This window comes from Haloferax massiliensis (genome assembly GCF_001368915.1).
GTDB lineage: Archaea > Halobacteriota > Halobacteria > Halobacteriales > Haloferacaceae > Haloferax > Haloferax massiliensis.
Map to the genome: position 1 here is coordinate 1648012 of NZ_CSTE01000002.1, position 25649 is coordinate 1673660.

27 protein-coding genes and 1 tRNA gene are annotated in these 25649 nt (G+C 67.0%); 16 read left to right on the top strand and 12 right to left on the bottom strand.

Features of this window, described 5'->3' with window-relative positions; all coding sequences use genetic code 11:
• Positions 1-8: 8 nt before the first annotated feature.
• Positions 9-1217, bottom strand: a complete 1209-nt coding sequence (locus tag BN996_RS12545) for a potassium channel family protein (protein WP_089779463.1) — start codon at positions 1215-1217, stop codon at positions 9-11.
• 297 nt (positions 1218-1514) lie between these two features.
• Here BN996_RS12545 and citZ point away from each other — a divergent pair, with 297 nt between their 5' ends.
• Positions 1515-2654, top strand: a complete 1140-nt coding sequence (gene citZ / locus BN996_RS12550; protein WP_089779466.1) for a citrate synthase — start codon at positions 1515-1517, stop codon at positions 2652-2654.
• A 112-nt stretch (positions 2655-2766) separates the two neighbouring features.
• Here citZ and BN996_RS12555 read toward each other — a convergent pair whose 3' ends face one another.
• Positions 2767-4158 carry an MATE family efflux transporter gene (locus BN996_RS12555; protein ID WP_089779468.1) on the bottom strand — a complete coding sequence of 464 codons (1392 nt, stop codon included), beginning with the start codon at positions 4156-4158 and terminating at the stop codon, positions 2767-2769.
• Between the two features lie 356 nt (positions 4159-4514).
• Here BN996_RS12555 and ilvA point away from each other — a divergent pair, with 356 nt between their 5' ends.
• Entirely contained in the window at positions 4515-5726 is a 1212-nt protein-coding gene (gene ilvA / locus BN996_RS12560; RefSeq protein WP_089779470.1) for a threonine ammonia-lyase, read from the top strand.
• Positions 5727-5770: 44 nt separating this feature from the next.
• On the opposite strand, the gene BN996_RS12565 is transcribed toward ilvA, so the two are convergent.
• On the bottom strand, positions 5771-5977 hold the full coding sequence (locus BN996_RS12565; protein ID WP_089779472.1) for a hypothetical protein: 207 nt from the start codon (positions 5975-5977) through the stop codon (positions 5771-5773).
• A gap of 343 nt (positions 5978-6320) precedes the next feature.
• Between BN996_RS12565 and BN996_RS12570 the strand changes: the two genes are divergently transcribed.
• The 10 genes from BN996_RS12570 (at position 6321) to BN996_RS12615 (ending at position 14007) form a co-directional block, all read left to right on the top strand.
• Positions 6321-7745, top strand: coding sequence for a cytochrome ubiquinol oxidase subunit I (locus BN996_RS12570; protein ID WP_089779474.1), 1425 nt, complete (start codon positions 6321-6323; stop codon positions 7743-7745).
• Positions 7738-8736, top strand: coding sequence for a cytochrome d ubiquinol oxidase subunit II (locus tag BN996_RS12575; RefSeq protein WP_089779476.1), 999 nt, complete (start codon positions 7738-7740; stop codon positions 8734-8736). Before BN996_RS12570 ends, BN996_RS12575 begins: the two co-directional genes overlap by 8 nt.
• A 37-nt stretch (positions 8737-8773) precedes the next feature.
• Positions 8774-8980, top strand: a complete 207-nt coding sequence (locus tag BN996_RS12580; protein WP_007274912.1) for a hypothetical protein — start codon at positions 8774-8776, stop codon at positions 8978-8980.
• A gap of 84 nt (positions 8981-9064) precedes the next feature.
• Positions 9065-9451 carry a Rid family detoxifying hydrolase gene (locus tag BN996_RS12585; RefSeq protein ID WP_004970500.1) on the top strand — a complete coding sequence of 129 codons (387 nt, stop codon included), beginning with the start codon at positions 9065-9067 and terminating at the stop codon, positions 9449-9451.
• Between the two features lies 1 nt (position 9452).
• Positions 9453-9659: a DUF7981 family protein gene (locus tag BN996_RS12590; protein ID WP_089779478.1), complete on the top strand. Its 207-nt coding sequence runs from the start codon at positions 9453-9455 to the stop codon at positions 9657-9659.
• Positions 9660-9688: 29 nt separating this feature from the next.
• A tRNA-Ser gene (locus BN996_RS12595) sits at positions 9689-9769 on the top strand.
• 448 nt (positions 9770-10217) lie between these two features.
• On the top strand, positions 10218-10400 hold the full coding sequence (locus BN996_RS12600) for a hypothetical protein (RefSeq protein ID WP_089779480.1): 183 nt from the start codon (positions 10218-10220) through the stop codon (positions 10398-10400).
• Positions 10401-10463: 63 nt separating this feature from the next.
• Positions 10464-10856 carry a DUF7383 domain-containing protein gene (locus tag BN996_RS12605; protein ID WP_089779482.1) on the top strand — a complete coding sequence of 131 codons (393 nt, stop codon included), beginning with the start codon at positions 10464-10466 and terminating at the stop codon, positions 10854-10856.
• 215 nt (positions 10857-11071) lie between these two features.
• Positions 11072-12706, top strand: coding sequence for a thermosome subunit beta (thsB, locus tag BN996_RS12610; RefSeq protein WP_089779952.1), 1635 nt, complete (start codon positions 11072-11074; stop codon positions 12704-12706).
• 305 nt (positions 12707-13011) lie between these two features.
• Complete coding sequence (locus BN996_RS12615) at positions 13012-14007, top strand: ornithine cyclodeaminase family protein (RefSeq protein WP_089779484.1); 996 nt, start codon at positions 13012-13014, stop codon at positions 14005-14007.
• Between the two features lie 61 nt (positions 14008-14068).
• Here the strand turns inward: BN996_RS12615 and BN996_RS12620 are convergent, their stop codons facing one another.
• The 6 genes from BN996_RS12620 to hisH form a co-directional block, all read right to left on the bottom strand.
• The gene (locus BN996_RS12620; protein WP_089779487.1) at positions 14069-14287 is read right to left on the bottom strand and encodes a DUF7535 family protein; all 219 of its coding nucleotides are present in this window, start codon (positions 14285-14287) and stop codon (positions 14069-14071) included.
• Positions 14288-14408: 121 nt separating this feature from the next.
• Positions 14409-17285, bottom strand: coding sequence for a leucine--tRNA ligase (gene leuS, locus BN996_RS12625; RefSeq protein WP_089779490.1), 2877 nt, complete (start codon positions 17283-17285; stop codon positions 14409-14411).
• Between the two features lie 211 nt (positions 17286-17496).
• Entirely contained in the window at positions 17497-17940 is a 444-nt protein-coding gene (gene hsp14, locus BN996_RS12630) for an archaeal heat shock protein Hsp14 (RefSeq protein ID WP_089779492.1), read from the bottom strand.
• A gap of 116 nt (positions 17941-18056) precedes the next feature.
• Positions 18057-18467, bottom strand: coding sequence for an archaeal heat shock protein Hsp14 (hsp14, locus tag BN996_RS12635; protein WP_008605294.1), 411 nt, complete (start codon positions 18465-18467; stop codon positions 18057-18059).
• Positions 18468-18572: 105 nt separating this feature from the next.
• Entirely contained in the window at positions 18573-19379 is an 807-nt protein-coding gene (gene pheA / locus BN996_RS12640) for a prephenate dehydratase (protein ID WP_089779494.1), read from the bottom strand.
• A 54-nt stretch (positions 19380-19433) separates the two neighbouring features.
• Complete coding sequence (hisH, locus tag BN996_RS12645) at positions 19434-20093, bottom strand: imidazole glycerol phosphate synthase subunit HisH (protein WP_089779496.1); 660 nt, start codon at positions 20091-20093, stop codon at positions 19434-19436.
• A gap of 449 nt (positions 20094-20542) precedes the next feature.
• Here hisH and BN996_RS12650 point away from each other — a divergent pair, with 449 nt between their 5' ends.
• The 4 genes from BN996_RS12650 to BN996_RS12665 all read left to right on the top strand — a co-directional run bounded on the left by BN996_RS12650 (position 20543) and on the right by BN996_RS12665 (position 24121).
• Positions 20543-21400, top strand: coding sequence for a PhnD/SsuA/transferrin family substrate-binding protein (locus BN996_RS12650; protein ID WP_244878220.1), 858 nt, complete (start codon positions 20543-20545; stop codon positions 21398-21400).
• Between the two features lie 95 nt (positions 21401-21495).
• Positions 21496-22299 (top strand): phosphonate ABC transporter ATP-binding protein, encoded by an 804-nt coding sequence (phnC, locus tag BN996_RS12655; RefSeq protein ID WP_089779500.1) that lies wholly within the window; start codon positions 21496-21498, stop codon positions 22297-22299.
• Positions 22289-23254 (top strand): phosphonate ABC transporter, permease protein PhnE, encoded by a 966-nt coding sequence (gene phnE / locus BN996_RS12660; RefSeq protein WP_089779502.1) that lies wholly within the window; start codon positions 22289-22291, stop codon positions 23252-23254. The genes phnC and phnE overlap by 11 nt, the downstream gene beginning before the upstream one ends.
• 72 nt (positions 23255-23326) lie before the next feature.
• On the top strand, positions 23327-24121 hold the full coding sequence (locus BN996_RS12665) for a DUF6498-containing protein (RefSeq protein ID WP_089779504.1): 795 nt from the start codon (positions 23327-23329) through the stop codon (positions 24119-24121).
• A 27-nt stretch (positions 24122-24148) separates the two neighbouring features.
• Here BN996_RS12665 and BN996_RS12670 read toward each other — a convergent pair whose 3' ends face one another.
• Genes BN996_RS12670 through BN996_RS12680 form a run of 3 tightly spaced genes read right to left on the bottom strand, consistent with a single transcriptional unit; the run spans position 24149 to position 25548 of the window.
• Positions 24149-24745 (bottom strand): uracil-DNA glycosylase, encoded by a 597-nt coding sequence (locus BN996_RS12670; protein ID WP_089779507.1) that lies wholly within the window; start codon positions 24743-24745, stop codon positions 24149-24151.
• Positions 24746-24769: 24 nt separating this feature from the next.
• The gene (locus BN996_RS12675) at positions 24770-25381 is read right to left on the bottom strand and encodes an endonuclease dU (protein WP_089779509.1); all 612 of its coding nucleotides are present in this window, start codon (positions 25379-25381) and stop codon (positions 24770-24772) included.
• A complete protein-coding gene (locus BN996_RS12680; protein ID WP_004044482.1) occupies positions 25378-25548 on the bottom strand; it encodes a DUF5786 family protein in 171 nt (56 codons plus the stop codon). The genes BN996_RS12675 and BN996_RS12680 overlap by 4 nt, the downstream gene beginning before the upstream one ends.
• Positions 25549-25649 lie beyond the last annotated feature (101 nt).

The window sequence follows — 25649 nt, forward strand, 5'->3', positions numbered from 1 at the left end:
GTCTCGGCCTACTCGTCGAACTCGCGCTCGTCGCCGACGAGTTCGCCCAGTCGCTCCGCGCCGGCTCTGGTCCCCTTGGCGATGATGAGGTCGCCGCCGTGGAGCCGCGTTTCCGACCCCGGCGAGACGACCCACTCGCGGCCGCCGGCCCGGCGGACCGCGATGACGCGCATCCCCGTTTCGGTCTTGACGCGCCGGTCGCCGAGGGTCGCCTCCGCGAGGTCGCTTCGGGGGGCGACCCGAAGGCGGATGATGACCTCGTCGGACTCCTTGACCGCGGCGGCGACGACCGGGTGGGCGTCGATGCCGCGGAGGACGCCCTCCGCGATTTCGAGCGCGGCGTCCGAAATCATCTCGGTCGCGCCCGCCAGTTGGACGAGGCCGCGGAGCGACACGGGGTCTTCGACCCGGCTCGCCGCGCGGAGCGTCCACGCCTCGAACCGGGACTTGAGCGCGTCCACCTCGGCTTCGAGCTCCTCGACCTCCTCGGCGACGCCCTCGCTGTCGAACAGCACCGCGCCGTAGGCGAGGTCGACGGCGAGTTCGCTCATGTCCTTCATCAGGACGATGGAGTCGACGGCGCGTTCGAGGTCCTCGATGGTCGGCTCGGGCACGTCCGGCGGGTCGTACCGGAGGCCGGTGGCGGCCTCGTGGACGGTCTGGAGGCCGTCGTCGCGGCCGCGGAGGAGGAGCACGTCGCCGGCGCGGAGCGTCGTCTCGTGGTCGGGGTTCGTCACCCACTCGCCGGCGCGATGGATGGCGACGACGCGGACGCCCGTCTCGGTCTCCATGTTGATGTCGCCGAGGTCCCGGCCCGCGTACGGCGACTCGTCGGTGAGTTCGCACCGAATCGTCGTCTCGACGGCCTCGGGGAGCGCCGCGCGGATGGCGTCCGGGAGGCCGATGTCCTCGATGACGACCTTGGCGATGTCGCCCGCGGCGTCGGAAATCTTCTCGGCCGCGCCGACGACGCCGAGGACGGGCGCGAGTTCCTCTGCGTCTTCGGGGCTGCGGGCGGCCATCATCAGGCTCATACGCGCCTGTAGCTGGAGGATGTCCATCCGCTCTTCGAGGTCGAGGACCTCGGCCGCGAGGTCGTCGTTCGCGTGGAGGACGGCGGAGTACGAGAGGTCGATGAGTAACTCCGCGGTGTCTTTCATCTCGGCGAGGACGGCCTTGACGCTGACAGGCTCGTACTCGATGTCCTCCGGATTCATGCGCCCGGCTTCACGACGGGACGGCAAAAGGCTTGCCAGGAATAGTGGTGCCACCGTGGTTCGAGAGAACTACGCCGCCGACGTATATGACTGCGCGGGTCGTCCGAGCGGCGCGTGCGACCCGCTCGGGAGCCCCGTATAAGGGGGCCGGAAATGACGACAATTGTCGAACACTATTTTAGACACCGACTGTCCGCGAAACCGACAGACGGGACTGCCGTCGTATGTGTATGGCGGTCGATAACATATGAGTGAAAACGGTAACGCTTTTTTGATATGGTAGGCAACGTTTTGGGTATGTCAGGCGAACTGAAGCGGGGGCTGGAAGGTGTGCTGGTCACCGAATCGAAGCTCAGTTTCATCGACGGCGACGCGGGACAACTCGTTTACTGCGGGTACGATATCGAAGACCTCGCACGGGACGCAAGCTACGAGGAAGTGCTCTATCTCCTGTGGCACGGAGAGCTGCCGACGCGGGAGGAACTCGACGCGTTCTCCGACGAACTCGCGGCCCACCGCGGCCTCGACGACGGCGTCCTCGACGTGGCGCGCGAGCTCGCAGAGCAGGACGAGTCGCCGATGGCGGCGCTCCGAACGCTCGTCTCCGCGATGTCGGCGTACGACGAAAACGCCGACTTCGAGGACGTGACCGACCGCGAGGTCAACCTCGAAAAGGCAAAGCGCATCACCGCGAAGATGCCGTCGGTGCTGGCGGCCTACGACCGCTTCCGTCGCGGCGACGACTACGTCGAACCCGACGAGAGCCTGAATCACGCCGCGAACTTCCTCTACATGCTCAACGGCGAGGAGCCGAACGAGGTGCTCGCAGAGACGTTCGACATGGCGCTCGTGCTCCACGCCGACCACGGCCTGAACGCCTCGACGTTCTCCGCGATGGTCACGTCCTCGACGCTCTCTGACCTCTACAGCGCGGTCACCTCGGCCGTCGGCACGCTCTCGGGGTCGCTCCACGGCGGCGCGAACGCGAACGTCATGCGGATGCTGAAGGACGTCGACGACAGCGACATGGACCCGACCGAGTGGGTCGAAGACGCCCTCGACCGCGGCGAGCGCGTCGCCGGGTTCGGCCACCGCGTCTACAACGTCAAGGACCCGCGCGCGAAGATTCTCGGCGCGAAGTCCGAGGCGCTCGGCGAGGCCGCCGGCGACATGAAGTGGTACGAGATGTCGGTCGCCATCGAGGAGTACATCGGCGAGGAGAAGGGTCTCGCGCCGAACGTGGACTTCTACTCCGCGTCGACGTACTACCAGATGGGCATCCCCATCGACCTCTACACCCCCATCTTCGCCGTCTCGCGCGTCGGCGGCTGGATAGCGCACGTCCTCGAACAGTACGAGGACAACCGTCTCATCCGCCCCCGCGCCCGCTACACCGGCGAGAAGGACCTCGACTTCCCGTCGGTCGACGAGCGATAGGCGACGCGTCGCACGCGACTTTTTCCCGTTCCCCGTCACCCGGAGCGACGCGTCGCCCGCCGGGGGCGCTCCCGCTTCCGTCTCCGCCGTCCGTCGTCCGAGCGCGCCTCGCTCAGTCGTCTTCGCCCACGTCGTCGACGCCGACGCTCCCGCGTTCGACCATGAGCGAGTCGGCGTGGCCCGCCCAGTCGGCGTAGTAGAACGCGACGAGCGCGAACAGCCCCATCCACGTGAACGACAGGACGATGCCGATTCGCGCGCCGAGCGGGCCGTAGTCGAACACGTCGACCAGCAGGTACGACAGGCCGACGAAGAAGCCGAACACCCCGGTCAGCCGGGCGACGAAGGGGATTCGCGTCGCGCCCGCGCCCTGGAGCGACCCGGAGAGGCCGACGAAGAGCGCCAGTCCCGGCGCGGCGAGGCCGTAGGCGACGGCGAACTTCACGGCCCACTCGATGTCCGCGCCGCCGCCGGAGCCGAGGAGGCCGACGACGGGTTCGGTGAACGCCGCGAGCAGGAGACCGATACCGCCGACCGAGACGACAGACAGGAGCGCCACCGCCTCGCCCTGATACCGCGCGGCCTCGCTGTCGCCCGACCCGAGCGCCTGTCCGACGAGGACGCTGGCGGCGACGTTGTAGCCGCGCGCCAGCGGGCTGGCGACCTGCTGGTACACCCGGCGGCCGATTTGGAACCCGGCGTTGACGGCGTCGCCGAAGCCGAGGAGGAGCGCGTTGAACGGGAACTCCGCGAGTTCGGCGGCGATGCCCTCACCGACCCGAGGGGTGGCGATGCGCACGAGTTGGCCGGCGACCGTCCGGTCGCGGGGGCGGACCAGCGAGGTCGGCGACGCGGGGCGGGCGAGCGCGACGAGGAGCAGCCCCGCCGAGAGGACGTTCGCGGTCGAGGTGGCGAGTCCGACGCCCAGCACGCCGAGCGCCGGCAGGCCGACGAGGCCGAAGCCGAGGCCGACCGACAGCCCGATGTTGACGACGTTGGCGAAGACGTTGACCAGCATCGGCGTCCGGGTGTCGCCGACGCCCTGCAGCGACCGCGAGCCGACGAGCGAGACCAACCGCGCGGGCGACGTGGCGAAGATGACCGCGAGATACGTCGTTCCGAGGGCGACGGCACGGTCGCTCGCAGGGAACGCGCCGATGGCCGCCTCGCCGAGCGTGAAGCCGAAAATCAGGAACGGGATTCCCGCGAGGAACGCGAGGAGGAGCGCCGTCGAGATGGCCTCGCTCCGGTTGGCGTCCGCGCCGCTCCCCGTGTCCTGACTGGAGAGCGCGATTGCGCCGCCGCCGAGGCCGAGGCCGATGCGGAGCGGGAACCGGGCGTAGAGGTCGGCGAGGCCGATAGCGACGACGGCGGCCGGGGAGAGCGCCGCGGTGACGGCCACGTCGACGGTCCGCATCGCCGTCTGGGCGGTCTGCTCGGCCATCACCGGCCACGCGAGCGAGAAGATGCGCTTCCAGACCCGCCGGAGGCGACCGATGTTCATGCCGAGGCCACGGACCTCGCGCAGTTGACGCTACCGGAAGCGGCGGTCCCGTCGGTCGCTTTCGATGCGACGCGCGAATGCCGAGCGTCAGACGCGAGCGCTTGGTCGCCGCCGTCGTTCGATTTCACTTTCACTCCGGGTGGGGGACGTTTATATGTACGGGGACCAGAAAGACAGTTGCACGTCACACGCGTGCATTCCCCCTTTCCCCTTCACCGACCGGCGAGCGACGGCGACGGCGCGCGTTGTCGGGGCCGAGGCCGGATTCTCAACCGACGACCGTGAGGGTTGACATCACGCCCCTGATGCGGACCGGTTCCCGAACGATTAAACACAGACACGGGCGATTTCCGACCATGCTCACGCTTGACGACGTACGAGCCGCCCGCGAGCGCGTCGAAGCGGTCGCCCGGCAGACGCCGCTGGAGTACTCCCACACCTTCTCGGAGATGACGGGTGCCGAGGTGTACCTGAAGCTCGAAAACACCCAGCGCACGGGGTCGTTCAAGATTCGCGGCGCGACGAACCGCATCACGACGCTCTCCGACGAGGAGAAAGACGCCGGCGTCGTGACCGCGAGCGCCGGCAACCACGCGCAGGGCGTCGCGCTCGCGGCGTCGCGGGCGGGCGTGAACTCGAAAATCGTCATGCCGGAGTACGCGCCGATTTCGAAGGTGAAAGCGACCGAGCGCTACGGCGGCGACGTGGTGCTCTACGGCAACGACTACGACGAGGCGCAGGCGAAGGCCCACGAAATCGAGGAGTCGGAGGGCCGGACGTACGTCCACGCCTTCGACGACGAGTACGTCATGGCCGGACAGGGAACCATCGGCCTCGAAATCGCCGAGGACTGCCCCGACCTCGACACCGTGGTCGTCCCCATCGGCGGCGGCGGCCTCATCTCCGGCATCTCGACGGCCATCAAAGAACAGTTCCCCGACGCCCGCGTCATCGGCGTGCAGGCCGAACAGGCCTCCAGCGCCGCGGACTCGCTGAACAAGGGGTCGATTCAGACCATCGACGAGGTGGACACCATCGCCGACGGCATCGCCGTCCGCAGAATCGGCGACAAGCCCTTCGAGGTCATCCGCGAGCGCGTCGACGAGGTCGTCACCGTCTCCGACGAGGAGATTGCGGTGGCGCTCACCTACCTGCTCGAACGCGCGAAGACGCTCGTCGAGGGCGCGGGGGCCGTCGCGCTCGCGGCGCTCCTCTTCCAGAAGTTCGACTACGAGGAGGACGAGGTCGTCGTCCCCGCGCTGTGCGGCGGCAACATCGACATGAACACGCTGACGACCGTGGTGATGCGCGGCCTCGTCGAGACGGGTCGGTACCTCAAGATTCGGACCGAACTGAAAGACCGCCCCGGCTCGCTCGAACAGCTCATCGGGATTATCGCCGCCGAAAAGGCGAACATCTACGCCGTCAGGCACGACCGCACCTCCCGGAAAATCGCGCTAAACGCGACCGAGGTCGAAATCGACCTCGAAATGCGCGGGCCCGACCACGTCGATTCGCTCCTCGGCGAACTCCGCGACGCGGGCTACGACGTGGAAGTCCTCGACTGACCGCGTCGCCGGGAGCGGCCGGGGACCGGGTTTGCGACCGGCACTCAGACGAATCCTGTGACCCCGATAAACACGAGGAGCGCGCCGATACCCCGGTAGAGCCAGACGGGTGCGGCGGACTCCCCGGACTCCTCCGAGGGCGAGCGGCGGAGGAACTCGAACCCGAACGCGTGGACTCGCGCGGGGAACGCGAGGTATGCGACGCCGAGAACCGCAATTCCGACGTGGACCGCCTGCCACAGGAGGTTCATGTGATAAATCCGAACTGTTCCGGCGTATGCTTGTCGGTCGGGGCGGTCGAGACGGTCGGGGGGCTGGGGCGGCGGGACGGTGCGTCAGCGACCGGAGTTCGTCCAAGACGGGCGCGTCGCGGGAATGAGAGTGCGTTCCTGATCCTCCGGCGAACGCCGACGAACGCTCGCTTTTTACCCATACAATTATGTCGAATTCGGGGGGTAGGACCCGTCTACGATGATTTTCAGTTCGTGGGAAGCATGCGGGGGTTGACCCTCCCCCAATACCAAGGCGTTTAAGAGGGAAGCTCCCGCCCCACTCCTCGGTTCGCCCCGTCGTCAGCGACCCGCAACCCACACCATGCTCGACCCAGTCATCGCCAGCCGGCTGCAGTTCGCGCTCACGACCATCGTCCACATCATCTTCCCCGTGATGAGCATGGGCCTCGCGCCCTTCCTCATCTACTTCACGTGGAAAGACATCCGCACCGACGACCCGGTGTACGAACAGCTCAGGCGGTTCTGGACGAAGATTTTCGCCGTCTCGTTCGTCGTCGGCACCGTGACGGGAATCGTCCTCGAATTCGAGTTCGGGACGAACTTCGCGGCGTTCTCGACGGCGGCCGGCGAGCTGTTCGGCGGCCCGCTGGCCACCGAGGGGATGATGGCGTTCATGCTCGAAGCGACGTTCCTCGGGGTGTTCGTCTTCGGCCGCGAGAAGGTCTCCGACGCGCTCTACATGGTGTCGGCCGTCGCGGTCGGTCTCGGCACGTGGCTCTCGGCGGTGTGGATTCTCGTCGCCAACTCGTGGATGCAGACGCCGCGGGGGTACGAACTCGCCCGCGAGAGCGGCCAGCTCGTCGTCTCGCTCGTCGACCCAATCGCGGCGTACGCCAACCCGCGGTTCCCGTGGATGTTCGTCCACATGCAGAACGCCGCGGTGCTGTCGGTCGCGCTGTTCATGGCCGGCGTCGCGGCGTACCACGTCTGGCAGCGCGGCATCACCGCCGACGACGACCGCGAGGGCGCGCGCTTCTGGCGAAAGACGCTCAAAATCGCGCTCGTCGTCCTGCTCGTGACCGCGCCGTTTCAGGCGATTCACGGCGACGCCTACGGCCGGCACGTCTACGAGACCCAACCGCAGAAGTTCGCCGCCATGGAGGCCGTCTGGGAGACCGACAGCTACGTCCCCGAGTACATCTTCGCCGTCCCGACGAGCCTCGACGGCATCACCGACCCGCGCGCGAAGGAACTGTTCGGCATCGGCATCCCCGGCGGGGCGTCGTGGCTGGCCAGCGGCGGCGACCCGCAGGCCGAAATCACCGGCCTGAGCGAGTTCGACACGGAGGCCCCGCCGGTCGCCGTCGTCTTCTGGTCGTTCCGGCTCATGGTCGCCGCGGGGTTCTGGTTCATCCTGTTGGCCTTCTGGGCGGCCTACCGCTGGTGGACCGACGAGCTGTACGACGACGACCTGTTACACAAGGCGTTCGTCGGCTCGTCGCTCCTCGGCATCTTCGCCGTCGAGGTCGGCTGGATTGTCACCGAGGTGGGCCGACAGCCGTGGGTCATCCAAGGCGTCCTCAGGACGAGCAAGGGGGTGTCGCCGGGACTCACCGGCTTCGAGGCGACGCTCACGCTCGTCGGCTTCGCCGTCGTGTACACCGGCCTGCTCGCGCTCTACACCTACGTGATTCGCCGCATCATCCGCGAGGGACCGCCGAGCGTCGACGAGACGGCGGGGGGTTCGGAGGCCGCCTCGCCCTCGGGGGTGACCGGCGATGACTGACTACGGCGCGTTCGCCACCGACCCGCTTTTCGGCCTCCCACTGCAGGAGCTGTGGTTCGGGCTCGTCTTCTTCATCCTCGGGATGTTCCTGTTCCTCGACGGCTTCGACTTCGGCGTCGGAGCCATCTTCGCGACCCGCGACGACGACGAGGAACGCGAGACGCTTCTGGCCGCCATCGGCCCCTTCTGGGACGGCAACGAGGTGTGGCTCGTCGTCTTCGGCGGCGCGCTGTTCGCCGCGTTCCCGGCGGTGTACGCGAACCTCTTCAGCCGCCACTACCTGCTCATGTTCGCCATCCTCGGGGCGCTCATCCTCCGCGGGCTCGCCCCCGAGATGTACGAACAGCGCCACGACGAGGCGTGGCAGACGTGGTGGGGTCGGGCGTTCGTCGTCGGCAGCGTGAGCGCGCCCTTCTTCCTCGGCGTGTTCGCCGCCCACTGGCTCCTCGGCGTCGAGTCGCTCCTGTCGCTGCCCGGCGTCGTCGTCGGTCTCGCCGTCGTCGCGCTCACCGTCGTCGCCGGCGTCGGCTTCCTCGCCATGAAGACCCGCGGGAGCCTCCAGCGCGACGTGGCCGGCTACGGCCCCCGGGCGATGGCGGCCTACCTCGCGCTCGTCGTCGTCACGCTCGGCTACCTCGTCGCCGTCCGCCCCGACCTCGGCGTCCTCGCACCGGTGCCGCTGGCGCTCGTCGTCGTCAGCCTCGCCGCCGCCGCGGGCTATCTGCTCTCGCTCCGCGAGGGGCGCTACACGCTCGCGTTCGGGACCGTACCGGTGCTCGTGTTCGCGTTCGTCGCGCTCGTGGCGACGCTCATGTTCCCCTTGGCCGACCCCGCGACCGGACTGACCGTCGCGGACGCCATCGTGTCGGTGCTCCCGCTGAACATCATGAGCGTCGCGTCGGCGCTTCTGTTGCCGCTCGTGTTCACCTACTTCGGCATCCTCTACTCGACGTTCAGCGGCCCCGTCGAGACCGGCGAATCGTACTCCTGACCGACCGCACCCGACACCCACACCAACCCATCCAATCATGGCTACGCTCCCCAACACCGAACCCACCGTCGAATCGCTCACCAAACCGCTGACCCTCCTCGGCCTCGGACTGGTCGTCGTCAGCGTCGCCGTCGCGGGGGTCGCCCTCCGAGACGGCGACGTGGTCACCGCGCTCGGGATGGGGCTGTTGTTCGCCTCGGGCGTCCTCACGACCGGTATCAGCCTCTCCGGGAAATCGGTGTAACCCGGCTGACCGCGGCGGGGACGCTCCGCCGCGGACCCGGTCGTTCCACCCTATTTTATGGCGTCGTGGCGAAATCCACCGCGTATGAAGCGCGTCATCGAGACCGACGAAGCGCCGGCCGCGGTCGGTGCGTACAGTCAGGCGACGACCAACGGCTCGCTGCTCTACACGGCGGGACAGATTCCGCTGACGCCGGACGGCGACCTCCTCGACGACGAGGACATCGCGACGCAGACGACGCAGTCGCTCGACAACGTGATGGCCATTCTCGCTGAGGCCGGCGCGGACGCGACCGACGTGCTGAAGACGACCGTGTTCCTCGCCGACATCGACGACTTCGACGAGATGAACGAGACGTACGCGACCTACTTCGACGAGGAGCCGCCGGCCCGCTCGGCCGTCGAGGTCGGCAACCTGCCGAAGGGCGTCGGCGTCGAAATCGAGGCCGTCGCCGTCGTCGACGAGGAGTAACGTGGCCCGCCGCGTCCGGTCCGCGCTCGCGTGGGGCGCAGCGAGCCTCCTCCTCGTGGGCGTCCTCGCGCAGGGCGCGGTCCTCCTCGGAGTCGGCATCGACGCGTCGTTCGGGGCGGTCGCCGCGGTGGCGGTCGTCGCCGGCGTCGCGGTCGCGTCCGTGACATACGCCATCGAGCCGCGACTCGAACGGAAAGGAAGGGCTTAAATTATCCAGGCGGGAACGTTGCGTTGTAAGCCAGGATGGCCGAGCGGTAAGGCGCACGCCTGGAAAGCGTGTTCCCTCTGGGATCGGGGGTTCAAATCCCTCTCCTGGCGCTTCTCTGAAAACTACACCTCCGAGCGACGCGTCTCGGCGCGTCGCGGACGGCTGTTTTCGTGAAGCGTTTCTGAGAGGGATTTGAACCAGGGAGCGAAGCGAACAGAGTGAGCGGAGCGACCGAGGTTCAAATCCCGCTCCCGACACGTCTCCGAAAACCCATATCTGTGACCCAGACCCGCACCGAGTACACCGACTCGAACCCCGCCTCTCGCGCCCGAGGCACATAGCCTCTCGCTTAATCGCCGGACGGCGGGAACCGTCGGCGGAGTCTATCGCACCACCCGCCAAGGACTACTTACGTCGTGACTGGCAGGGCACCCCCAGTTCGACGCGACCCGAGGCACTACCACCACACACCCAATCGAAGGCACAACCACAGACCCGACCGTATCAACTGTCCGGACAAAACATTCATCCCCATGGGATACGATACCACGATTGACAATGCCTGACACCAAGACCGGCCGCGAGAAGAAGGGCCTCAACAAGCGGACCCAACTCACCGAGCGGCTGTACGAACGCGAGTTATCGGTGTTAGACGAGAACGACGACGAGCCCCCGCTCGACGCCGCGAACGACGACGCCGAAGGCGAGTTCCTCGCGGACGAACTCCCAGAGGACGACTGACGACGCGGCCGACCCGGCCGCCGACCACGCGAATTTTTATCCGGCGCAGCAGAACGTGTGAGCGTGCACCACCGCGCGAACTACGCGACCGTGTTCATCGGGTCGCATCTCCATCCCGAAGGCGAGACGCTGGACCTCGACTGGGCGGACGACGCCGGAGACGAGACGGCGACGTTCGAGTTCGACGTCCCGACCGACGACCCCAGAGAGCCGTATCTCGGCATTCAGGCGTTCGACGTGGGCGAGTACGGCCACGAGATTCGAATCAACGGCGACCCGCTTTCGGGGTTCGACATCCCGCCGGGCGACGGCTGGCAGTACTGGGTCGACACCGTGACCGGGGCGCACCTCGTCGAAGGGACGAACACCATCCGCGTCGTCCGCGACGACGGGGGCGACGACGCGTTCGCCGTCGGGACGGTGACGGTCCACTGGAAAGAGCCGGTCGAGGAGTAGCGTATAAAGCGGTTCGGCCGGGCGCAAATTGTGGTGTGAAATAGCGTACCATACGTTCCCCCCGAACACCTCGAAGGGGACCTCAGTCGCGCGGTTATCGGGAGTACGCGCCGAACGCTCGGATTCCGGCCTCCGATTCGTCGGCGAAGCTTTTTTATAGAATCACAAACAATCAAGGCCTGTCTATGAGCCAGCGAATGCAGCAGGGTCAGCCGATGATCATCATGGGCGAGGATGCACAGCGCGTCAAGGACCGCGACGCGCAGGCGTACAACATCCGCGCCGCACGAGCAGTCGCCGAGGCGGTACGTTCCACACTCGGCCCGAAGGGGATGGACAAGATGCTCGTCGACTCGATGGGCGACGTCACCATCACGAACGACGGCGTCACCATCCTCAAGGAGATGGACATCGACAACCCGACGGCCGAGATGATCGTCGAGGTCGCCGAGACGCAGGAGGACGAAGCCGGCGACGGAACGACGACGGCGGTCGCCATCGCGGGTGAACTCCTCAAGAACGCCGAGGACCTCCTCGAACAGGACATCCACCCGACGGCCATCATCCGCGGCTTCAACCTCGCCTCCGAGAAGGCGCGCGAGGAGATCGACGACATCGCGGAGCGCGTCGACCCCGACGACGAGGAACTCCTGAAGAAGGTCGCCGAGACCTCCATGACGGGCAAGAGCTCCGAGCTCAACAAGGAGCTTCTCGCGGACCTCATCGTCCGCGCCGTCCGGCAGGTCACCGTCGAGGCCCACGACGGCTCCCACGTCGTCGACCTCGAAAACGTCGCCATCGAGACCCAGACCGGTCGCTCCGCGTCCGAGTCCGAACTCCTCTCCGGTGCCGTCATCGACAAGGACCCCGTCCACGACGACATGCCGGTCGAGTTCGACGAGGCCGACGTGCTGCTGCTCAACGAGCCCGTCGAGGTCGAGGAGACCGACATCGACACGAACGTCTCCATCGAGAACCCCGACCAGCTCCAGAAGTTCCTCGACCAAGAGGAGGCCCAGCTGAAGCAGAAGGTCGACCAGATCGTCGACTCCGGCGCTGACGTGGTCTTCTGCCAGAAGGGCATCGACGACCTCGCCCAGCACTACCTCGCCAAGGAGGGCATCCTCGCGGTCCGCCGGACGAAGAAGTCCGACATCCGCTTCCTCAAGAACATCACCGGTGCGACGGTCGTCTCCGACCTCGACTCCATCGAGGCCGCCGACCTCGGCCGCGCCTCCGTCCGCCGCGACGAGGCCGACGAGCTGTTCTACGTCGAGGGCATCGGCGACGACGTCCACGGCGTCACGCTCCTGCTCCGCGGCTCCACCGACCACGTCGTCGACGAGCTCGAACGCGGCGTTCAGGACGCTCTCGACGTCGTCGCGTCCACGGTCGCCGACGGCCGCGTCCTCGCCGGCGGCGGCGCCATCGAGGTCGAACTCGCCTCGCGCCTCCGCAACTACGCCGACTCCGTCTCCGGACGCGAGCAGCTCGCCGTCGAGGCGTTCGCCGACGCGCTCGAACTCGTCCCGCGCGTGCTCGCCGAGAACGCCGGTCTCGACTCCATCGACACGCTCGTCGACCTCCGCGCGGCCCACGAAGACGGCGAAGTCCGCGCCGGTCTGAACGTCTTCACCGGCGAGGTCGAAGACGCCTTCGAGGCCGGCGTCGTCGAGACGGCCCACGCGAAAGAGCAGGCCGTCGCCTCCGCCTCCGAAGCCGCGAACCTCGTCCTCAAGATTGACGACATCATCGCGGCCGGTGACCTCTCCACCGGCGGCGACGACGACGACGAGGGCGGCGCACCCGGCGGCATGGGTGGCATGGGCGGTATGGGCGGCGCGATGTGAAGATCGGCTAACGCCTTCACTCACTCGTCCCCCGACGCCTGCACCGCGCGACAGACTACGTTATTTTAGCGAGAACGCACCCCACACGGACGGAGAGCCTCGGCTACGCCGTCTGAATGGCGGCACGCGACGGAGCGGCAACCGACTAACGTCGACCGCGACATCGACCTCCAGTCCGACGGGAGCCGACCGCACCGAATCATCGAGACCAGCACAGTTGGATAAATCTACCACTTTCTTAGAAACAGTTGCAGTTGTGTTCAGAAATGGAACGAACTAAGTAGCAGGTACGGCAACGTGTCTCTATGCGCAAGACGCTGCTGTTGAACAAGGACGACGTTCACGAGAACGTCCAGATGCCGGAGCTCATCTCGGCCATCGAGGACGCCTTCGCCGCCTACGAGTCCGGCGACGCCCAGATGCCGCCGAAGTCCTACATCGACCTGCCGCAGTACAACGGCGACTTCCGGTCGATGCCCGCCTACCTCGACGCGGGCGACTGGGACGCCGCGGGCATCAAGTGGGTCAACGTCCACCCCGACAACGGCGACAAGTACGACCTGCCCACCGTCATGGGCACGATGATCTACTCCGACCCGGAGAACGCCTTCCCGCTGGCGCTGCTCGACGGGACGGAACTCACGATGCTCCGCACCGGCGCGGCCGCGGCCGTCGCCACCGACCACCTCGCCGTCGAGGACGCCTCCTCGATGGGTATCGTCGGCGCGGGCGTCCAGTCGTACACGCAGCTTCGCGCCATCAGCGAGGTCCGCGACATCGAGGAAGTCGTCATCTCGGACCTCGACGAAGAACGCGTCGCCGACTTCATCGACGCCTTCGAAGACGAGTTCGACATCCGCGCCGGCTCCATCGAGGAGGCCGCGAGCTGTGACGTGCTGTCGACCGTGACGCCCGTCGAATCGCCCATCGTCCCGCGCGAGGCGGTCGGCGACCACACCCACATCAACGCGATGGGTGCCGACGCCGAGGGCAAACACGAACTCGCAGACGAGGTGCTGTTGGACGCCAAGCTCGTCATCGACGACCACGCCCAGACCACTCACTCCGGCGAAATCAACGTCCCGTACAATCAAGGCGTCCTCACCGACGACGACATCTACGGCGCAATCGGCGACATCGTCCTCGGGAACCTCGACGGCCGCACCGACGCCGACGGCGTCAGCGTCTTCGACTCGACGGGACTGGCGATTCAGGACGTCGCGGCGGCGCACGTCGCCTACGAGCACGCGTTCGAAAACGACAACGGCTACGCGTTCGACCTCCTCGGTCTCGCCGAGTAAGGCCGCCCGACGCGACGCCGCTGGCATTCACCGTTTTCCTTTTGCAGTCCGATTCGGCGAGCTACGGGCTCGGCCCGCGCTGTGCGGCGAGATAGTCGAACAGCTTCGAGAGGACGTAGACGATGGCGATAAAGGGCAGAAGCGGGACCATCAGGACGACGAGGAGGAGGAACATCGTCCAGCCGATGGAGTCCATCTCGCTGTTCGGATGCGTTCGGGACCCCGGCGTGACGGTGCGGTAGGCCTTCTGTGCGAGACTCGGGGAGTCGTCTTCGCTCATGCGGTAGTGTTAGTTCGGCGAGAGGATAAATCGAGCGCCGGAGGGGCAGTCCGCGCCGGGGTCGTCGCGCGTTCGGCCGACACGCGGCGTTTCGGTCGCGGAGCGGGTTCGTCGAACCCGACTATTCGAGGTGGACCGCGGGGCGGAACGGAATCGCCTTCGAGGCGCGGTCGGCGGGGTCGACTATGTCGGGGTCGCCCTCGGCGAACACCTCGACCTCGGCGTCGAACTCGCGGGCGAGGAAGTCGGCGGCGCGCTCGTAGGTGTCGGCCTCGTCCAGTTCGAGTTGGGCGCGGAGCGTCGACTCGTCGCGGCCGCGGGTCTGGTCGACGAGGTCCTGCACGAGGTCGTTGACGTCGTTGCCCCTCTCGCGGAGGTCGGGGTCCTGCATGACCTGCCCCATGATTGCGCCGACGTTATCGCCGTTGTCGACGACCGTCTCGAACACGTCGCGCTTCCAGTCGGCGGCGACGTAGACGCGGATGGTGTCCGGGTCGGAGTCGGTCACGTCGATGATGTCGCGCACGTCCTCGGTCAGGCGCTCGACCTGCCGCTCTTCGAGTTCGACCGACTCGTCCTCGAAGGCCTCGTCCGGTTCGGGCCACGGCGCGTCCTCGGCGGGCGTGCCGGTCAACTGCTCGTGCAGTTCGTTCGTCATGAACGGGATGAACGGGGCGAGCAGGCGCAGGCGGGTTTCGAGGACCGTCCGGAGCGTCCACTTCGCCGCGGGGCGGTCGAGGTCGGTCCGGCGGCGGTACCACCGCAGCGACTCCTCGAAGTTGTAGAACGCCGCCTGACTTGCCGACCGCGTCTCGGACTCGTCCATCGCGGTCGTCACGTCGCGGACGGTGTCCTGCAGTTTCGACAGGAGCCAGCGGTCGACCGTCTCCAGTTCGGGCCGTTCGTCCGGACCGGGGTCGGCGATAATCTCCCGGGCGCGGTTCCAGAAGCGTTCCAGTTGGTCGTGGACCGAGCCGACGAGGTCGTCGCGCCAGTCGTAGTCCTGCCACGGTTCCGCGGAGTTGAGCAGGAAGAAGCGGACGGTGTCCGCGCCGTACTCGCCGATGGCCTCGCCGGGGAGGACGACGTGTCCCTTCGAGGACGACATCTTCTGGCCTTCCAGCAGGCCCATGCCCATGATGACGATGCCCTGGGGCCACTGCGGCTCGTCGAACAGTTCGCCGTGGTGGAACTGGTAGAACGTCAGGTGGTTCGTGATGAGGTCGTTGCCGGAGAACCGGTAGTCGACGGGGTACCAGTAGTCCCACTCCTCGCGCAGTTCGAGCGCCTTCTCCGGGGCGTCGTCGACCGCGTCGGCCCCGTAGAACAGCGCGTCGAAGAACTCCTGCGTGAGTTCCTCGGTCGGAATCTCCTGCAGGCGGTGGGCGATGGTGTAGTACGCCATGTAGATGGTCGAGTCCGAGAGGGGCTCGATGACGAACTGGTCGTCCCACGGCAGGCGGGTGCCGAGGCCGTAGTTGCGGATACACGGCCACCCGTTGAGCCAGTCGATGGTGTGGTGGTACTCGTCGCGGGTGTTCTCGGGGATGGCGTCCAGCCCGTCGGCCACGTCGTGAGCGAGCCCCTTCCAGTCCTCGTCGTCGTACGAGAGGAACCAGGTGTCCTGTTCGGCGACGACGACGTCGCCGCCGCAGCGGCAGACGACCTCCTCGGAGAACTCCTGCATCACGTCGAACTGGCCGGCCTCGACGCCGTCGGCCTTGTAGTCGTCGCGGACCTCCTCGACGAGGCCGCCGGCGTAGTCGCCGTAGAACTCCTTGAGCCGACCCGCGTGGAACTCCTTGTTGTAGAGGTCCTTCGTCGCCTTTTCGAGCGCGGGGTCGTCGGAGGACTCGATGCCGCGGTTCTCGACGGCCGACTTCGCGGGAATCTCGCCGTACGCGTCGTCCTCGGAGTCGATGTCGAGAATCGGAATCGGCTCGATGGCGGCCACGTCGGCGGGGTCGATGCCGAACGATTCGAGGTAGTCGGCGTCGGCCTTGGCCTCCTGCAGCGCCACGTAGTCGTCGGGGCTGTGGGCCGGGACTGACATGACGACGCCCGTCGCGTTGTCGGCGTCGACGAAGTCGGCGGGCAGGACGAGCACGTCGTCGCCGGTGACTGGGTTTTCGACCGTCTGGCCGACGAGTTCGGCACCCTCGACGGTCTCCAGAATCTCCACGTCGCGGGCCTGATACTCCAGTTTGTCGGCCGCGTAGTCGGAGACGAACCACGTCTCGCCGTCGACGTCGGCGACGACGTAGGTCGCCTCGGGGTCGATATAGGCGTTGGTCACGCCGCGGACCGTCTCGGGGCGCAGGGTCGCCATCGGGACGACCACGTCGCCGCCGTCTCGCTCCCAGCCGAAGCGGACCAGCGTGTACTCCTGGAACTCCGCGTTCTCGCCTTCCAGCAGGTCGTGGGTCGTGACCGGCTGTTCCTCGTTCGTACAGAACTTGACGGGGTGGAGGCCCTTCTCCAGTCGGCCGCGCTCGCGGAGCGTCCGGTACTGCCACTCGATGAACTTCGAGTAGCGCTCGTTGTTCGTGGTGAACTCGCGCCGCCAGTCCACCGACAGGCCGAGCGACTGCATCCCCTTCTTGTAGTGCTCCTCGATGAAGTACCGCGCCCAGCCCATGGGCGATTCGAGGTCCGAGAGCGTGTCCTCGGGGACGTTGTAGGTGTCCGTCAGCACCGAGAGCTGTTTCTCCTCGCGGTTTTTCAGGCGCTCGACCGCGCCGATGATGGGCGTTCCGGTGACGTGCCACGCGATGGGAAACAGGACGTTGTCGCCCTGCTGTCGTCGGTAGCGGGCGTACACGTCGGGAACGGTGTACGTCCGCGCGTGCCCGATGTGCATCCCGCCGCTGGGGTACGGATAGGGCACCGTCACGAACGTCGCGTCGTCGGCGTCCGCGTCCGGGTCGGCCTCGTATCGGCCGGACTCGGACCAGCGCTCCCGCCAACGCGCTTCGAGTTCCTGCGGGTCGTAGTCCATATCCGTGGTAGTGGTACCCCGGCCTAAAATAACTCCTATACTCGACTTGCGTGGCTGTCTGATTACGGCAGATATTGCCACTCGGTCGCGCGGGACAGACGGGGAAGCCGGGACGAAAAGCGGAGATTGAGAACCGAGCGGGGTAGCGTGCCCACCACCGGGAGACCAACGCGGGCGGCGAGTCAGAGACGCCCGCGAGCGCCGAAGCGACTCAGTCGATGTCGATGCGGCGGGAGTCGTCGGGTTCGACGTCGCGCTTGGGGAGGGTGACCGTCAGGACGCCGTTGTGGTAGCTGGCGGACGCGCCGTCCTCGTCGACCGACTCGGGGAGACGAATCGTGCGGCGGGCGGACTCGTGGCGACGCTCCCGGCGGAGATACTCGCCCTCGGCGCGTTCCTCGTCGAGTTCGCGCGTCGCGTCGACCGTCAGCGTGCGGTTGGCGACCGACAGGGAGATGTCCTCCTTCTCGTAGCCCGGGAGGTCGACGGTGACGACGATTTCGCCGTCGTGGTCGGTGACGTCGATAGCCATCTCGTGGCGGACCTGCGCCATCATGCCCGAGCGGTCGAACTGTCGTCCCATGTCGTCGAACTGGCGGGACATTCGCTCGAACAGTTCCTCGAAGTCGTCGAAGGGGTTGGTACGTCGCATCATGTGTGTTTTCACCGAGGCATATGGACGCCGTCTGAGGAGATAATCGTTGCCGGAACGTGGATAGCAGTTCGCACGGCTCGGGGGCCCGAGCGCCGGTATTCAAAAGATGAGCCGCGTCACTCGATGTCGATTTCGGTCGAGTCGTCGCCCGCGGGTTCGGCCTTCGGGAGCGTCACGGTCAGGACGCCGTTTTTGTACGACGCCGTCACCTCGTCGCGGACGACCTCGGCGGGGAGCGTAATCGTCCGCGAGACCGAGCGCTGACTCCGCTCGCGGCGGACGTACTGCTCGTCGTCGACCTCGCTCGACTCCTCACGGTCGGCCGCGATGGTGAGCCGCCGCCCGCTGACGCTCACGTCGAGGTCGTCCTTCTCGAAGCCGGGGAGGTCGGCGACGACCTCGATGGCCTCGTCGTCGTCGACGACGTCGAGGGAGATGTCTTGGAACCGACCGATACCGGACTCCTCGAACGACCGGCCCATCCGGTCGAACAGGTCTTCTATCTCGTCGAATGGATTTCGCTGCATACGCGCTTAGCTACGTCGCCGACGACAAAGAAAGATGTGCTCAGACTCACACGTTGAGAGCGACCGGGCGGGGCGCGTTTGGGGGGCGTCGCGGCCGACTCGGCGTCAGTACAGGACGTGTCGCGTGTCGTACGACCCGAGGACGCGGACCCAACCGTTGCTGGCGATTCCCTCGACTTCTTCGAGCGCCCCTTGCATCCGCTCTTCGTAGAGGCCGGCGTCGGCGTCGATGTGGAACAGGTAGTCGCCGAGGCGGTTGCCGCTCGGGCGCGACTCGATGCGCGAGAGGTTGATGTCGCGTTCGGCGAACGCTTCGAGCAGTTCCAACAGGAGGCCGGGGTAGTTCGCGTTCGGGTAGACGACGAGCGAGCTCTTGCCGCCGGCGTCCGAGCGCGCGGACTCGGGGCCGATGACGAGGAACCGGGTGGCGTTCGACGACTGGTCTTGGATGTCCTCGGCGATGATTTCGAGGTCGTCACCCGCGTTATCCGGGTGGCCGATGCCCGCGACCGTCGGGTCGGCGCGGGCGCGCTCGACGCCGCGGGCCGTGCTGGCGACGGCTTCGAGTTTCGCGTCGGGGTAGTTCTCGTCGAGGTACGACCGACACTGCGCGAGCGCCTGGGAGTGGCTGGCGACGACGTCGAAGTTCGCGCTCTGGGCCAACAGCGCGTGGCGGATGGGCGTGACGATTTCTTGAACGACGCTCACCTCCGAGTTCGCCACGGCGTCGAGGCTCTCGGTGACGCTCCCTTCGATGCTGTTTTCGATGGGGACGACGCCGCGCTCGAACGACCCGTCGGCGACCGCTTGGACGATAGAGGTGACCGATTCTCGGAAGGCGACGTCGTCGGCGACCGCGCGGGCGGCGCGATGGGAGTACGTGCCCGCCGGACCGAGCGTGACTGCCTGCATGGACGCCCCTTCACGAAGCGGCGACAAAAGACCGTCGGGGAAGGCAGATTCGGCCTATCGCTCCGCGCAGAACTCGACGAAGTTGCGGAGGATGGTCAGCCCGGTCTCGCCGGACTTCTCGGGGTGGAACTGCGTGCCGAAGACGGTGCCCGCCTCGTTGGCGACGACCGCGGGGAACTCCACGCCGTAGTCGGTCGACGCGACGACCGCGTGCTCGTCGTCGGGGTCGGCGTAGTACGAGTGGACGAAGTAGGCGTACTCGCCGTCGACGCCCTCGACGAGCGGGTGGTCGCGCCGGACGTTGAGTTCGTTCCAGCCCATGTGCGGGACCTTCTGTCCCTCGTCGAACCGGACGTTGCGGCCGGGGATGAAGTCGAGTCCCTCCACCTCGCCCTCGCCGGCGTGGTCGGCCTCCTCCGAGGAGGTGAGCAGCATCTGCATTCCGAGGCAGATACCGAAGACGGGCGTCCCGTCGGCGGCGGCCTCGGCGAGCGGTTCGCGGAACGGACCGGCGTTCTCCATCCCCTCGGAGAACGCGCCGACGCCCGGGAGGACGATGCCGTCGGCGTCGTCGAAGTCGGCGGGGTCGTCGGAGATGACGACGTTCGCCCCCGCGCGTTCGAGTCCGCGCATGGCGCTCCGGAGGTTTCCGAGCCCGTAGTCGACCATCACCACGTCGGCGAGGGTCTCCTCGGGCGGCTGTGTCGTGCTCATATCGAATGGTCCGCAGAGGGGAGCAAAGTGACTTTCCCTCGGGGTGAGTTCTCCGCGAGAGCCGTCGGAGACCGGCCGCACAATTCTGCTGCGCGCTCCCGACCCGTCCCGTGAGGGGAGGTCCGAAGTCCGGACGCGAAGACTTCACGGGCGCTCGCTGGGGCGATAGAGCCCGCAACCGGGGAAAACCCGTTTCTATTCAATACAAATATAGAGAAAAAATAGCAAATCTTAACAACAAGTGTCGGAATCATAAAACGAGTTCAATGGCGAGTAGACGAGAATTCATCAGAACGGCAGGAGTCACTGGCGTCGCGGGGTTGACGGCGCTCAGTGGATGTACGGGTGGCGACGACGGCTCGGAAGCGACGACGACAACGGCGGAGTCGGGGGAGCCCTCGGAGACCGAGGCGACGACGACGTCGACCGAGTCATCGCCGGAGTCCATCATGTTCGCGCTGACGCCCGCGGAGTCGGACGTGGACGTGGAGGCGCAGTATCAGCCGCTTTTCAACTACATCGAGTCCGAAGTCGGTGTCACGGTCGAATCCACCGTGGCGGCCGACTACGCGGCGGTGCTGCAGGCGCTCGACAGCGGACAGGCGGACATCGCCGACGCCGCGCCCGCAATCGCCATTCAGGGCGGCAACGAGGGCATCACCGAGGTCATCGGAATCCGCATCGCCTACGGGGCCTCGCGGTACTTCTCTCTCATCACGACGACGCCCGACAGCGGCATCGAAGAGCTGACCGACCTCGAAGGCGAGACGGTCGCGTTCGCCGACCGCCTCTCGACGAGCGGGTCGCTGTTCCCGCTGTACATGCTGAGCAAAGCCGGACTCGACACGGGCGGCGCCCCCGACGGCAACCCCGCGGACTTCGAGGCGCAGTTCTCCGACCACTCCACGGCCCGCGAGACGCTCGTCAACCGCGACGACGTCGTCGCCGCCGGCACGGGCGCGTTCTCGACGGCACCGCACGTCCCGGAAGACCAGTTCCCGGAGCAGTTCCTCGAAATGTCCGCCGAAAACGACGGCGACCTCGGGACGGAGTCGCCCGAACTGCAACTGCTTTCGTGTTCCGACCCCATCCCGCGCGCGCCGATTCTCGGCCGCACCGACATGGACCAGGGGCTGTACGACGACATCGAGGAGGCGCTGCTCAACGTGACCGAGGAGGACCTCATCAACGAGGACCTCAGCGACGACCAACAGCTCTGGTTTACCGGGGTCGACCAGGGGTCCGTCGACGACTACGCGCCCGTTCAGGAAGTCCTCGACGAACTCGGCGTCACGCTCGGTCAGTAAGAGCGAACTCCCCGGTTTTGTTCCCGTGCCGTGCGGTCGATACCCGACGAACGGTTTCGACCGCACGCGAACCACGCGACGCGACAGACACGATAATGAGTACGATCGAAGTAACGAACCTCAGCAAATCCTACGGAGATGTCACGGCCCTCGACGACGTCTCGTTCACTATCCCGGACGGCGAGTTCGTCGTCGTCCTCGGGCAATCGGGGGCGGGGAAGTCGACCCTCCTCCGCTGTCTCAACGGGATCACTCGCCCGACGAGCGGGTCGATCACCATCGACGACGCGAACGTGATGGGACCTCGAAACGACGTGGCAATGATATTTCAGCAACACTACATACTCGGACAGATGAGCGCGTACAGCAACGCGCTCACCGGGGCACTCGGCCGGACTTCGTTTCTCGGCAGCCTGCTCGGCCTGTACGACGGCGACGACAAGAAGGAGGCGCTCCGCGCGCTCGAAACCGTCGGGCTGCTCGACGAGGCCAACCAGCGCGCCGGGAAGATGAGCGGCGGCCAGCAACAGCGCGTCGGCATCGCCCGCGCGCTGGTCCAGAACCCGAACCTACTGCTCGCCGACGAGCCCGTCGCGAGCCTCGACCCCGCGAGCGCGGAGACGGTGATGCGATACATCCGCGACGCGGCCGACGAGCGCGACTTGACGACCATCGCGAGCCTCCACCAAGTCAACATCGCCCGCGAGTTCGGCGAGCGGTTCCTCGGGATGAAAGACGGACAGATCGTCTTCGACGGCTACCGCGAGGACTTCAACGTCGACGTCATCGACCGCATCTACGGCGACATCGAGACGGAGGCCATCCGCGAAGAACGGGCCGACGGCCCGCCCGAGAACAACGCGGCCGCCACGAGCGGAGCGAGGTCACATGAGTACTGATACCGACCGAATCGAGGACGCGCTGCGGAACATCCAGATCGCAAAGCGAGTCAGACTGCTGTTTTCGGTCGTCGTCCTCGTCCTCTTCGCGTGGTTCTTCACGAACGCGCTGAGCGAGGTGGGCTTTTCCGTCGGCGAAATCGTCGAGTACTGGCCGGAGTTCACCGACGCGCTGGGCGACTTCTTCCCGCCGGGGACGCTGTTCGGCGTCGTCCCCTTCGTCGACGTCAGCCAGTACTGGGCGTTCATCCAAGAGCGGAACCTCCTCCTCCAGTTCCAAGACGGCAACCCCGTTCTCGGCGCGGTGTTCGTCACGTTCGCGATGGGGTTCGCCGGGACCGTCCTCGGCATCCCCGGCGCGCTCATCCTCGGCGTCCTCGGCTCCGAGCGCGTGACGCCCTACCCGTTCAACTTCATCTTCCGCGGGACGATGAGCGTCATCCGCGCCATCCCGGCGCTGGTGTGGGCGCTCATCTACATCCCCCTCGGCGGCGTCTCGCCGTTCACGGCGACGCTCGCCATCGGGACCGACACGATGGGGAACCTCGGTCGCCTGTTCACGGACGCCCTCGAAGAAGTCGAGGACGGACCGATAGAGGCCATCGAGTCGACCGGCGCGAACAGCCCCCAGAAGGTCGTCTTCGGGATGCTCTCGCAGGTCTTTACGCCCTTCATCGCGTGGACGATGTACATCCTCGAAATCAACGTCCGCATCGGCGTCACGATGGGGCTCATCGGCGGCGGCGGGCTCGGTCAGGTGCTCCAGACCCAACGCGGACTGTTCAGGTACACGAACATGATGGCGACGATTCTCGTCATCTTCATGCTCGTCGTCTCCGTCGAGTTCGTGAGCCAGCGGGTCCGGTCGTACATCCGCGGCAACGAGGAGGGGACGAGCCTCCTCAAACTCGTCGTCGAGTTCCCCCAGCGGATGGCCCGCTCCATCTGGGAGTAACGCGGCGACCCGGCTCGGCGGTTCGCCCGCGGTACGGTTTTTATCGCACCCCCGCGTCTCACAGCGTAGCCCATGTCGTCGCCGCGTTCCACCTCGTCGCCGCCGTCCGCCGCCTCGGGGTCGCATCCCGTCTCCTCGCCGGTCGCCCTCGCCGCGCTCGTGGTCGCAAACCTCGTCCCGCTCGTCGGCGTCGTCTGGTTCGACTGGAGCCTGAAGGCGCTCCTCGTCGCCTACTGGCTCGAAAGCGGCGTCGTCGGCCTCCTGAACGTCCCCAAGATTCTCGCCGCCAGCGGCCGCGGCGGCGGCGGGGCGAGCATCAACGCCACCGTCAACGGCCGACGAGTGGACCTCTCGCCGCCTGAATCGCCCCGCGACGGCTTTCACCTCTACCCCTCGAACGTCCCCATCGCGGGGTTTTTCGCCATGCACTACGGGATTTTCTGGGTCGTCCACGGCGTGTTCGTCTGGTCGTTCGACGCCTTCGCGCCAGGGGCCGGCGCGGTCGGCGGCGTCAGCGGCGTCCCGCTGGGGGCGGTGCTCCTCGCCGCAAGCGCGACGCTCCTCAGCCACGGCGGGTCGTTCGCCGTCAACTTCGTCGGCCGCGAGGAGTACCGGAGCGTCTCGCCCGGCAAACAGATGTCCGAACCGTACCGCCGGGTCATCGTCCTCCATCTGACTATCATCCTCGGCGCGTTCCTCGTCGCCGCCTCGGGCGCGCCCGCCGCGGCGCTCGTCGTCATGGTCGTCGTCAAGACGGCGCTCGACGCGGGCGCACACCTCAGAGAGCACGCCCGCGCCGAAAAACGGGCCGACCGCGACGGTGGGTCGGCCGGCGAGCGAATCGAGGTCGGCGACGCGTCTGCCTGAGGCCCGGAGAACGCTCTCCCGCCGCGCTCAGAAGTCGCCGAGGCTGGCCTGTCCGTCCGCGGAGTCGGCGAGCCCCGAGAGGTCGGCGGCGCGCGCGATGGTCTCGAAGAAGCCCTCGCGCTGGCTCCGGTCGTACAGCGTCGCCGCGGGGTGAACCGAGAGGAGGACGCGGTAGGAGGCGTCGCCGACGCGGGCGTCGACGACCGACCCGGACTCGTTCGTGATGGCGACGCCGCGGTCGAGGAGGTGCTGTGAGGGGACTTTCCCGAGCGTGACGATTAGCTCCGGGTCGACGAGTTCGAGTTCGCGGGCGAGGTAGCCCCGGCAGTTCGATAGCTCGTCGCTCGTCGGGTCGCGGTTGTCCGGCGGGCGGCACCGCACGCAGTTGGTGATGCGGACGTCGGCGCGGGCGAGTCCGGCCTCGCGGAGCGCGTCGTCAAGCACGGAGCCGGAGCGACCGACGAACGGCTCGCCGCCCTCGTCTTCCTTCGCGCCCGGCGCTTCGCCGAGGAAGAGCAGGTCGGCGTCGTCGGGGCCGACCCCGTTGACGATGCGACTCCGCGAGTCGACGAGTTCGGGGCATCGCTCACAGCCCGTCACGCAGAGGCCCTCCATGTGTTCCATACCCGATTGGAGGGCGGGGGCGGCTTAATCCCCGGCGAAGCGTCGCGCGGCGCGGGCCGCCATCCGGGCCACGCGAATCGGCTCGGGGCGGCCGCCGGACGGGGTAAATCCGCGGACAACCCGCGCGGCCTCGTCGTCGTCGCAGCCGGCGGCCCGGACGAACACCGTCTCGCCGTTCACCTCGACGGGTCGGCGGGGCGGGGCCGCGCGGTAGACGGCGAGTCGCCGGTCGAGCGCCGCGCCCGAGAACTGCTCGGTGAGCGCGGATTCGAGCCCCTCGCTCTCCTCGAAGGAGACCGACAACACCGGGCGGTCGAGCGCCGCGGCGAGGCGGCGGATATCGACGAGGTTGAACCACGCCGGGGCGATGCCGGAGACGAGCAGATAGCGCACGTCTTCCCGGTCGAGGGAGGCGTACAGCGAGTCGATGGCGTCGGTCGCGTCGTCGCCGCCGACGGCGCACGTCTCGAAGGCGAGGCCGTCGACGACCCGGTCCGCGCGAACGACCGCGCCGCAGAGGACGCTCTCCGGAGACGGGTCTGTGGAAAAATGAGCGTCGTCAGCGTCGTCTGTGGGTGCGCGCGCCGCCCCGGAGTAGGATTCCGCGACCCCGAGGGCGCGAGACCCCGGCTTCACTCGTCTTTAATCTCCTGGAGCCGGTCGAGGAGTTCGTCGTTGGACGCGCCGATTTCGAAATCGACCTCGCCCTCGTGTTTCTCCTCACTCGTCGTGACGCCGTCTTCCTCGTCGAAGTCGACGTTCTGGTCTCCTTGTTCGGACTCGTCGTAGCTCCCAAATCCCATACAGTCATACGTACACGACCGAGCCCCAAAAAGGATTTGTCGCGCGAGCCCGATGTTCGGGGGCGATTCGCGCGAGCAGGGGACGCCTCGTCCGCCCGACT

Excerpts from the sequence above, each read along its gene's own strand:
- phnE (WP_089779502.1), top strand. The coding sequence starts at position 22,289 with ATGAGTACTGATACCGACCGAATCGAGGACGCGCTGCGGAACATCCAG.
- BN996_RS12650 (WP_244878220.1), top strand. The coding sequence starts at position 20,543 with ATGTTCGCGCTGACGCCCGCGGAGTCGGACGTGGACGTGGAGGCGCAG.
- BN996_RS12570 (WP_089779474.1), top strand. The coding sequence starts at position 6,321 with ATGCTCGACCCAGTCATCGCCAGCCGGCTGCAGTTCGCGCTCACGACC.
- pheA (WP_089779494.1), bottom strand. The coding sequence starts at position 19,379 with ATGCAGGCAGTCACGCTCGGTCCGGCGGGCACGTACTCCCATCGCGCC.
- BN996_RS12600 (WP_089779480.1), top strand. The coding sequence starts at position 10,218 with ATGCCTGACACCAAGACCGGCCGCGAGAAGAAGGGCCTCAACAAGCGG.
- phnC (WP_089779500.1), top strand. The coding sequence starts at position 21,496 with ATGAGTACGATCGAAGTAACGAACCTCAGCAAATCCTACGGAGATGTC.
- BN996_RS12555 (WP_089779468.1), bottom strand. The coding sequence starts at position 4,158 with ATGAACATCGGTCGCCTCCGGCGGGTCTGGAAGCGCATCTTCTCGCTC.
- leuS (WP_089779490.1), bottom strand. The coding sequence starts at position 17,285 with ATGGACTACGACCCGCAGGAACTCGAAGCGCGTTGGCGGGAGCGCTGG.
- hsp14 (WP_008605294.1), bottom strand. The coding sequence starts at position 18,467 with ATGCAGCGAAATCCATTCGACGAGATAGAAGACCTGTTCGACCGGATG.
- BN996_RS12615 (WP_089779484.1), top strand. The coding sequence starts at position 13,012 with ATGCGCAAGACGCTGCTGTTGAACAAGGACGACGTTCACGAGAACGTC.
- BN996_RS12565 (WP_089779472.1), bottom strand. The coding sequence starts at position 5,977 with ATGAACCTCCTGTGGCAGGCGGTCCACGTCGGAATTGCGGTTCTCGGC.
- BN996_RS12665 (WP_089779504.1), top strand. The coding sequence starts at position 23,327 with ATGTCGTCGCCGCGTTCCACCTCGTCGCCGCCGTCCGCCGCCTCGGGG.
- BN996_RS12620 (WP_089779487.1), bottom strand. The coding sequence starts at position 14,287 with ATGAGCGAAGACGACTCCCCGAGTCTCGCACAGAAGGCCTACCGCACC.
- BN996_RS12585 (WP_004970500.1), top strand. The coding sequence starts at position 9,065 with ATGAAGCGCGTCATCGAGACCGACGAAGCGCCGGCCGCGGTCGGTGCG.
- thsB (WP_089779952.1), top strand. The coding sequence starts at position 11,072 with ATGATCATCATGGGCGAGGATGCACAGCGCGTCAAGGACCGCGACGCG.
- BN996_RS12580 (WP_007274912.1), top strand. The coding sequence starts at position 8,774 with ATGGCTACGCTCCCCAACACCGAACCCACCGTCGAATCGCTCACCAAA.
- BN996_RS12680 (WP_004044482.1), bottom strand. The coding sequence starts at position 25,548 with ATGGGATTTGGGAGCTACGACGAGTCCGAACAAGGAGACCAGAACGTC.
- ilvA (WP_089779470.1), top strand. The coding sequence starts at position 4,515 with ATGCTCACGCTTGACGACGTACGAGCCGCCCGCGAGCGCGTCGAAGCG.
- hisH (WP_089779496.1), bottom strand. The coding sequence starts at position 20,093 with ATGAGCACGACACAGCCGCCCGAGGAGACCCTCGCCGACGTGGTGATG.
- BN996_RS12575 (WP_089779476.1), top strand. The coding sequence starts at position 7,738 with ATGACTGACTACGGCGCGTTCGCCACCGACCCGCTTTTCGGCCTCCCA.
- BN996_RS12545 (WP_089779463.1), bottom strand. The coding sequence starts at position 1,217 with ATGAATCCGGAGGACATCGAGTACGAGCCTGTCAGCGTCAAGGCCGTC.
- hsp14 (WP_089779492.1), bottom strand. The coding sequence starts at position 17,940 with ATGATGCGACGTACCAACCCCTTCGACGACTTCGAGGAACTGTTCGAG.
- citZ (WP_089779466.1), top strand. The coding sequence starts at position 1,515 with ATGTCAGGCGAACTGAAGCGGGGGCTGGAAGGTGTGCTGGTCACCGAA.
- BN996_RS12670 (WP_089779507.1), bottom strand. The coding sequence starts at position 24,745 with ATGGAACACATGGAGGGCCTCTGCGTGACGGGCTGTGAGCGATGCCCC.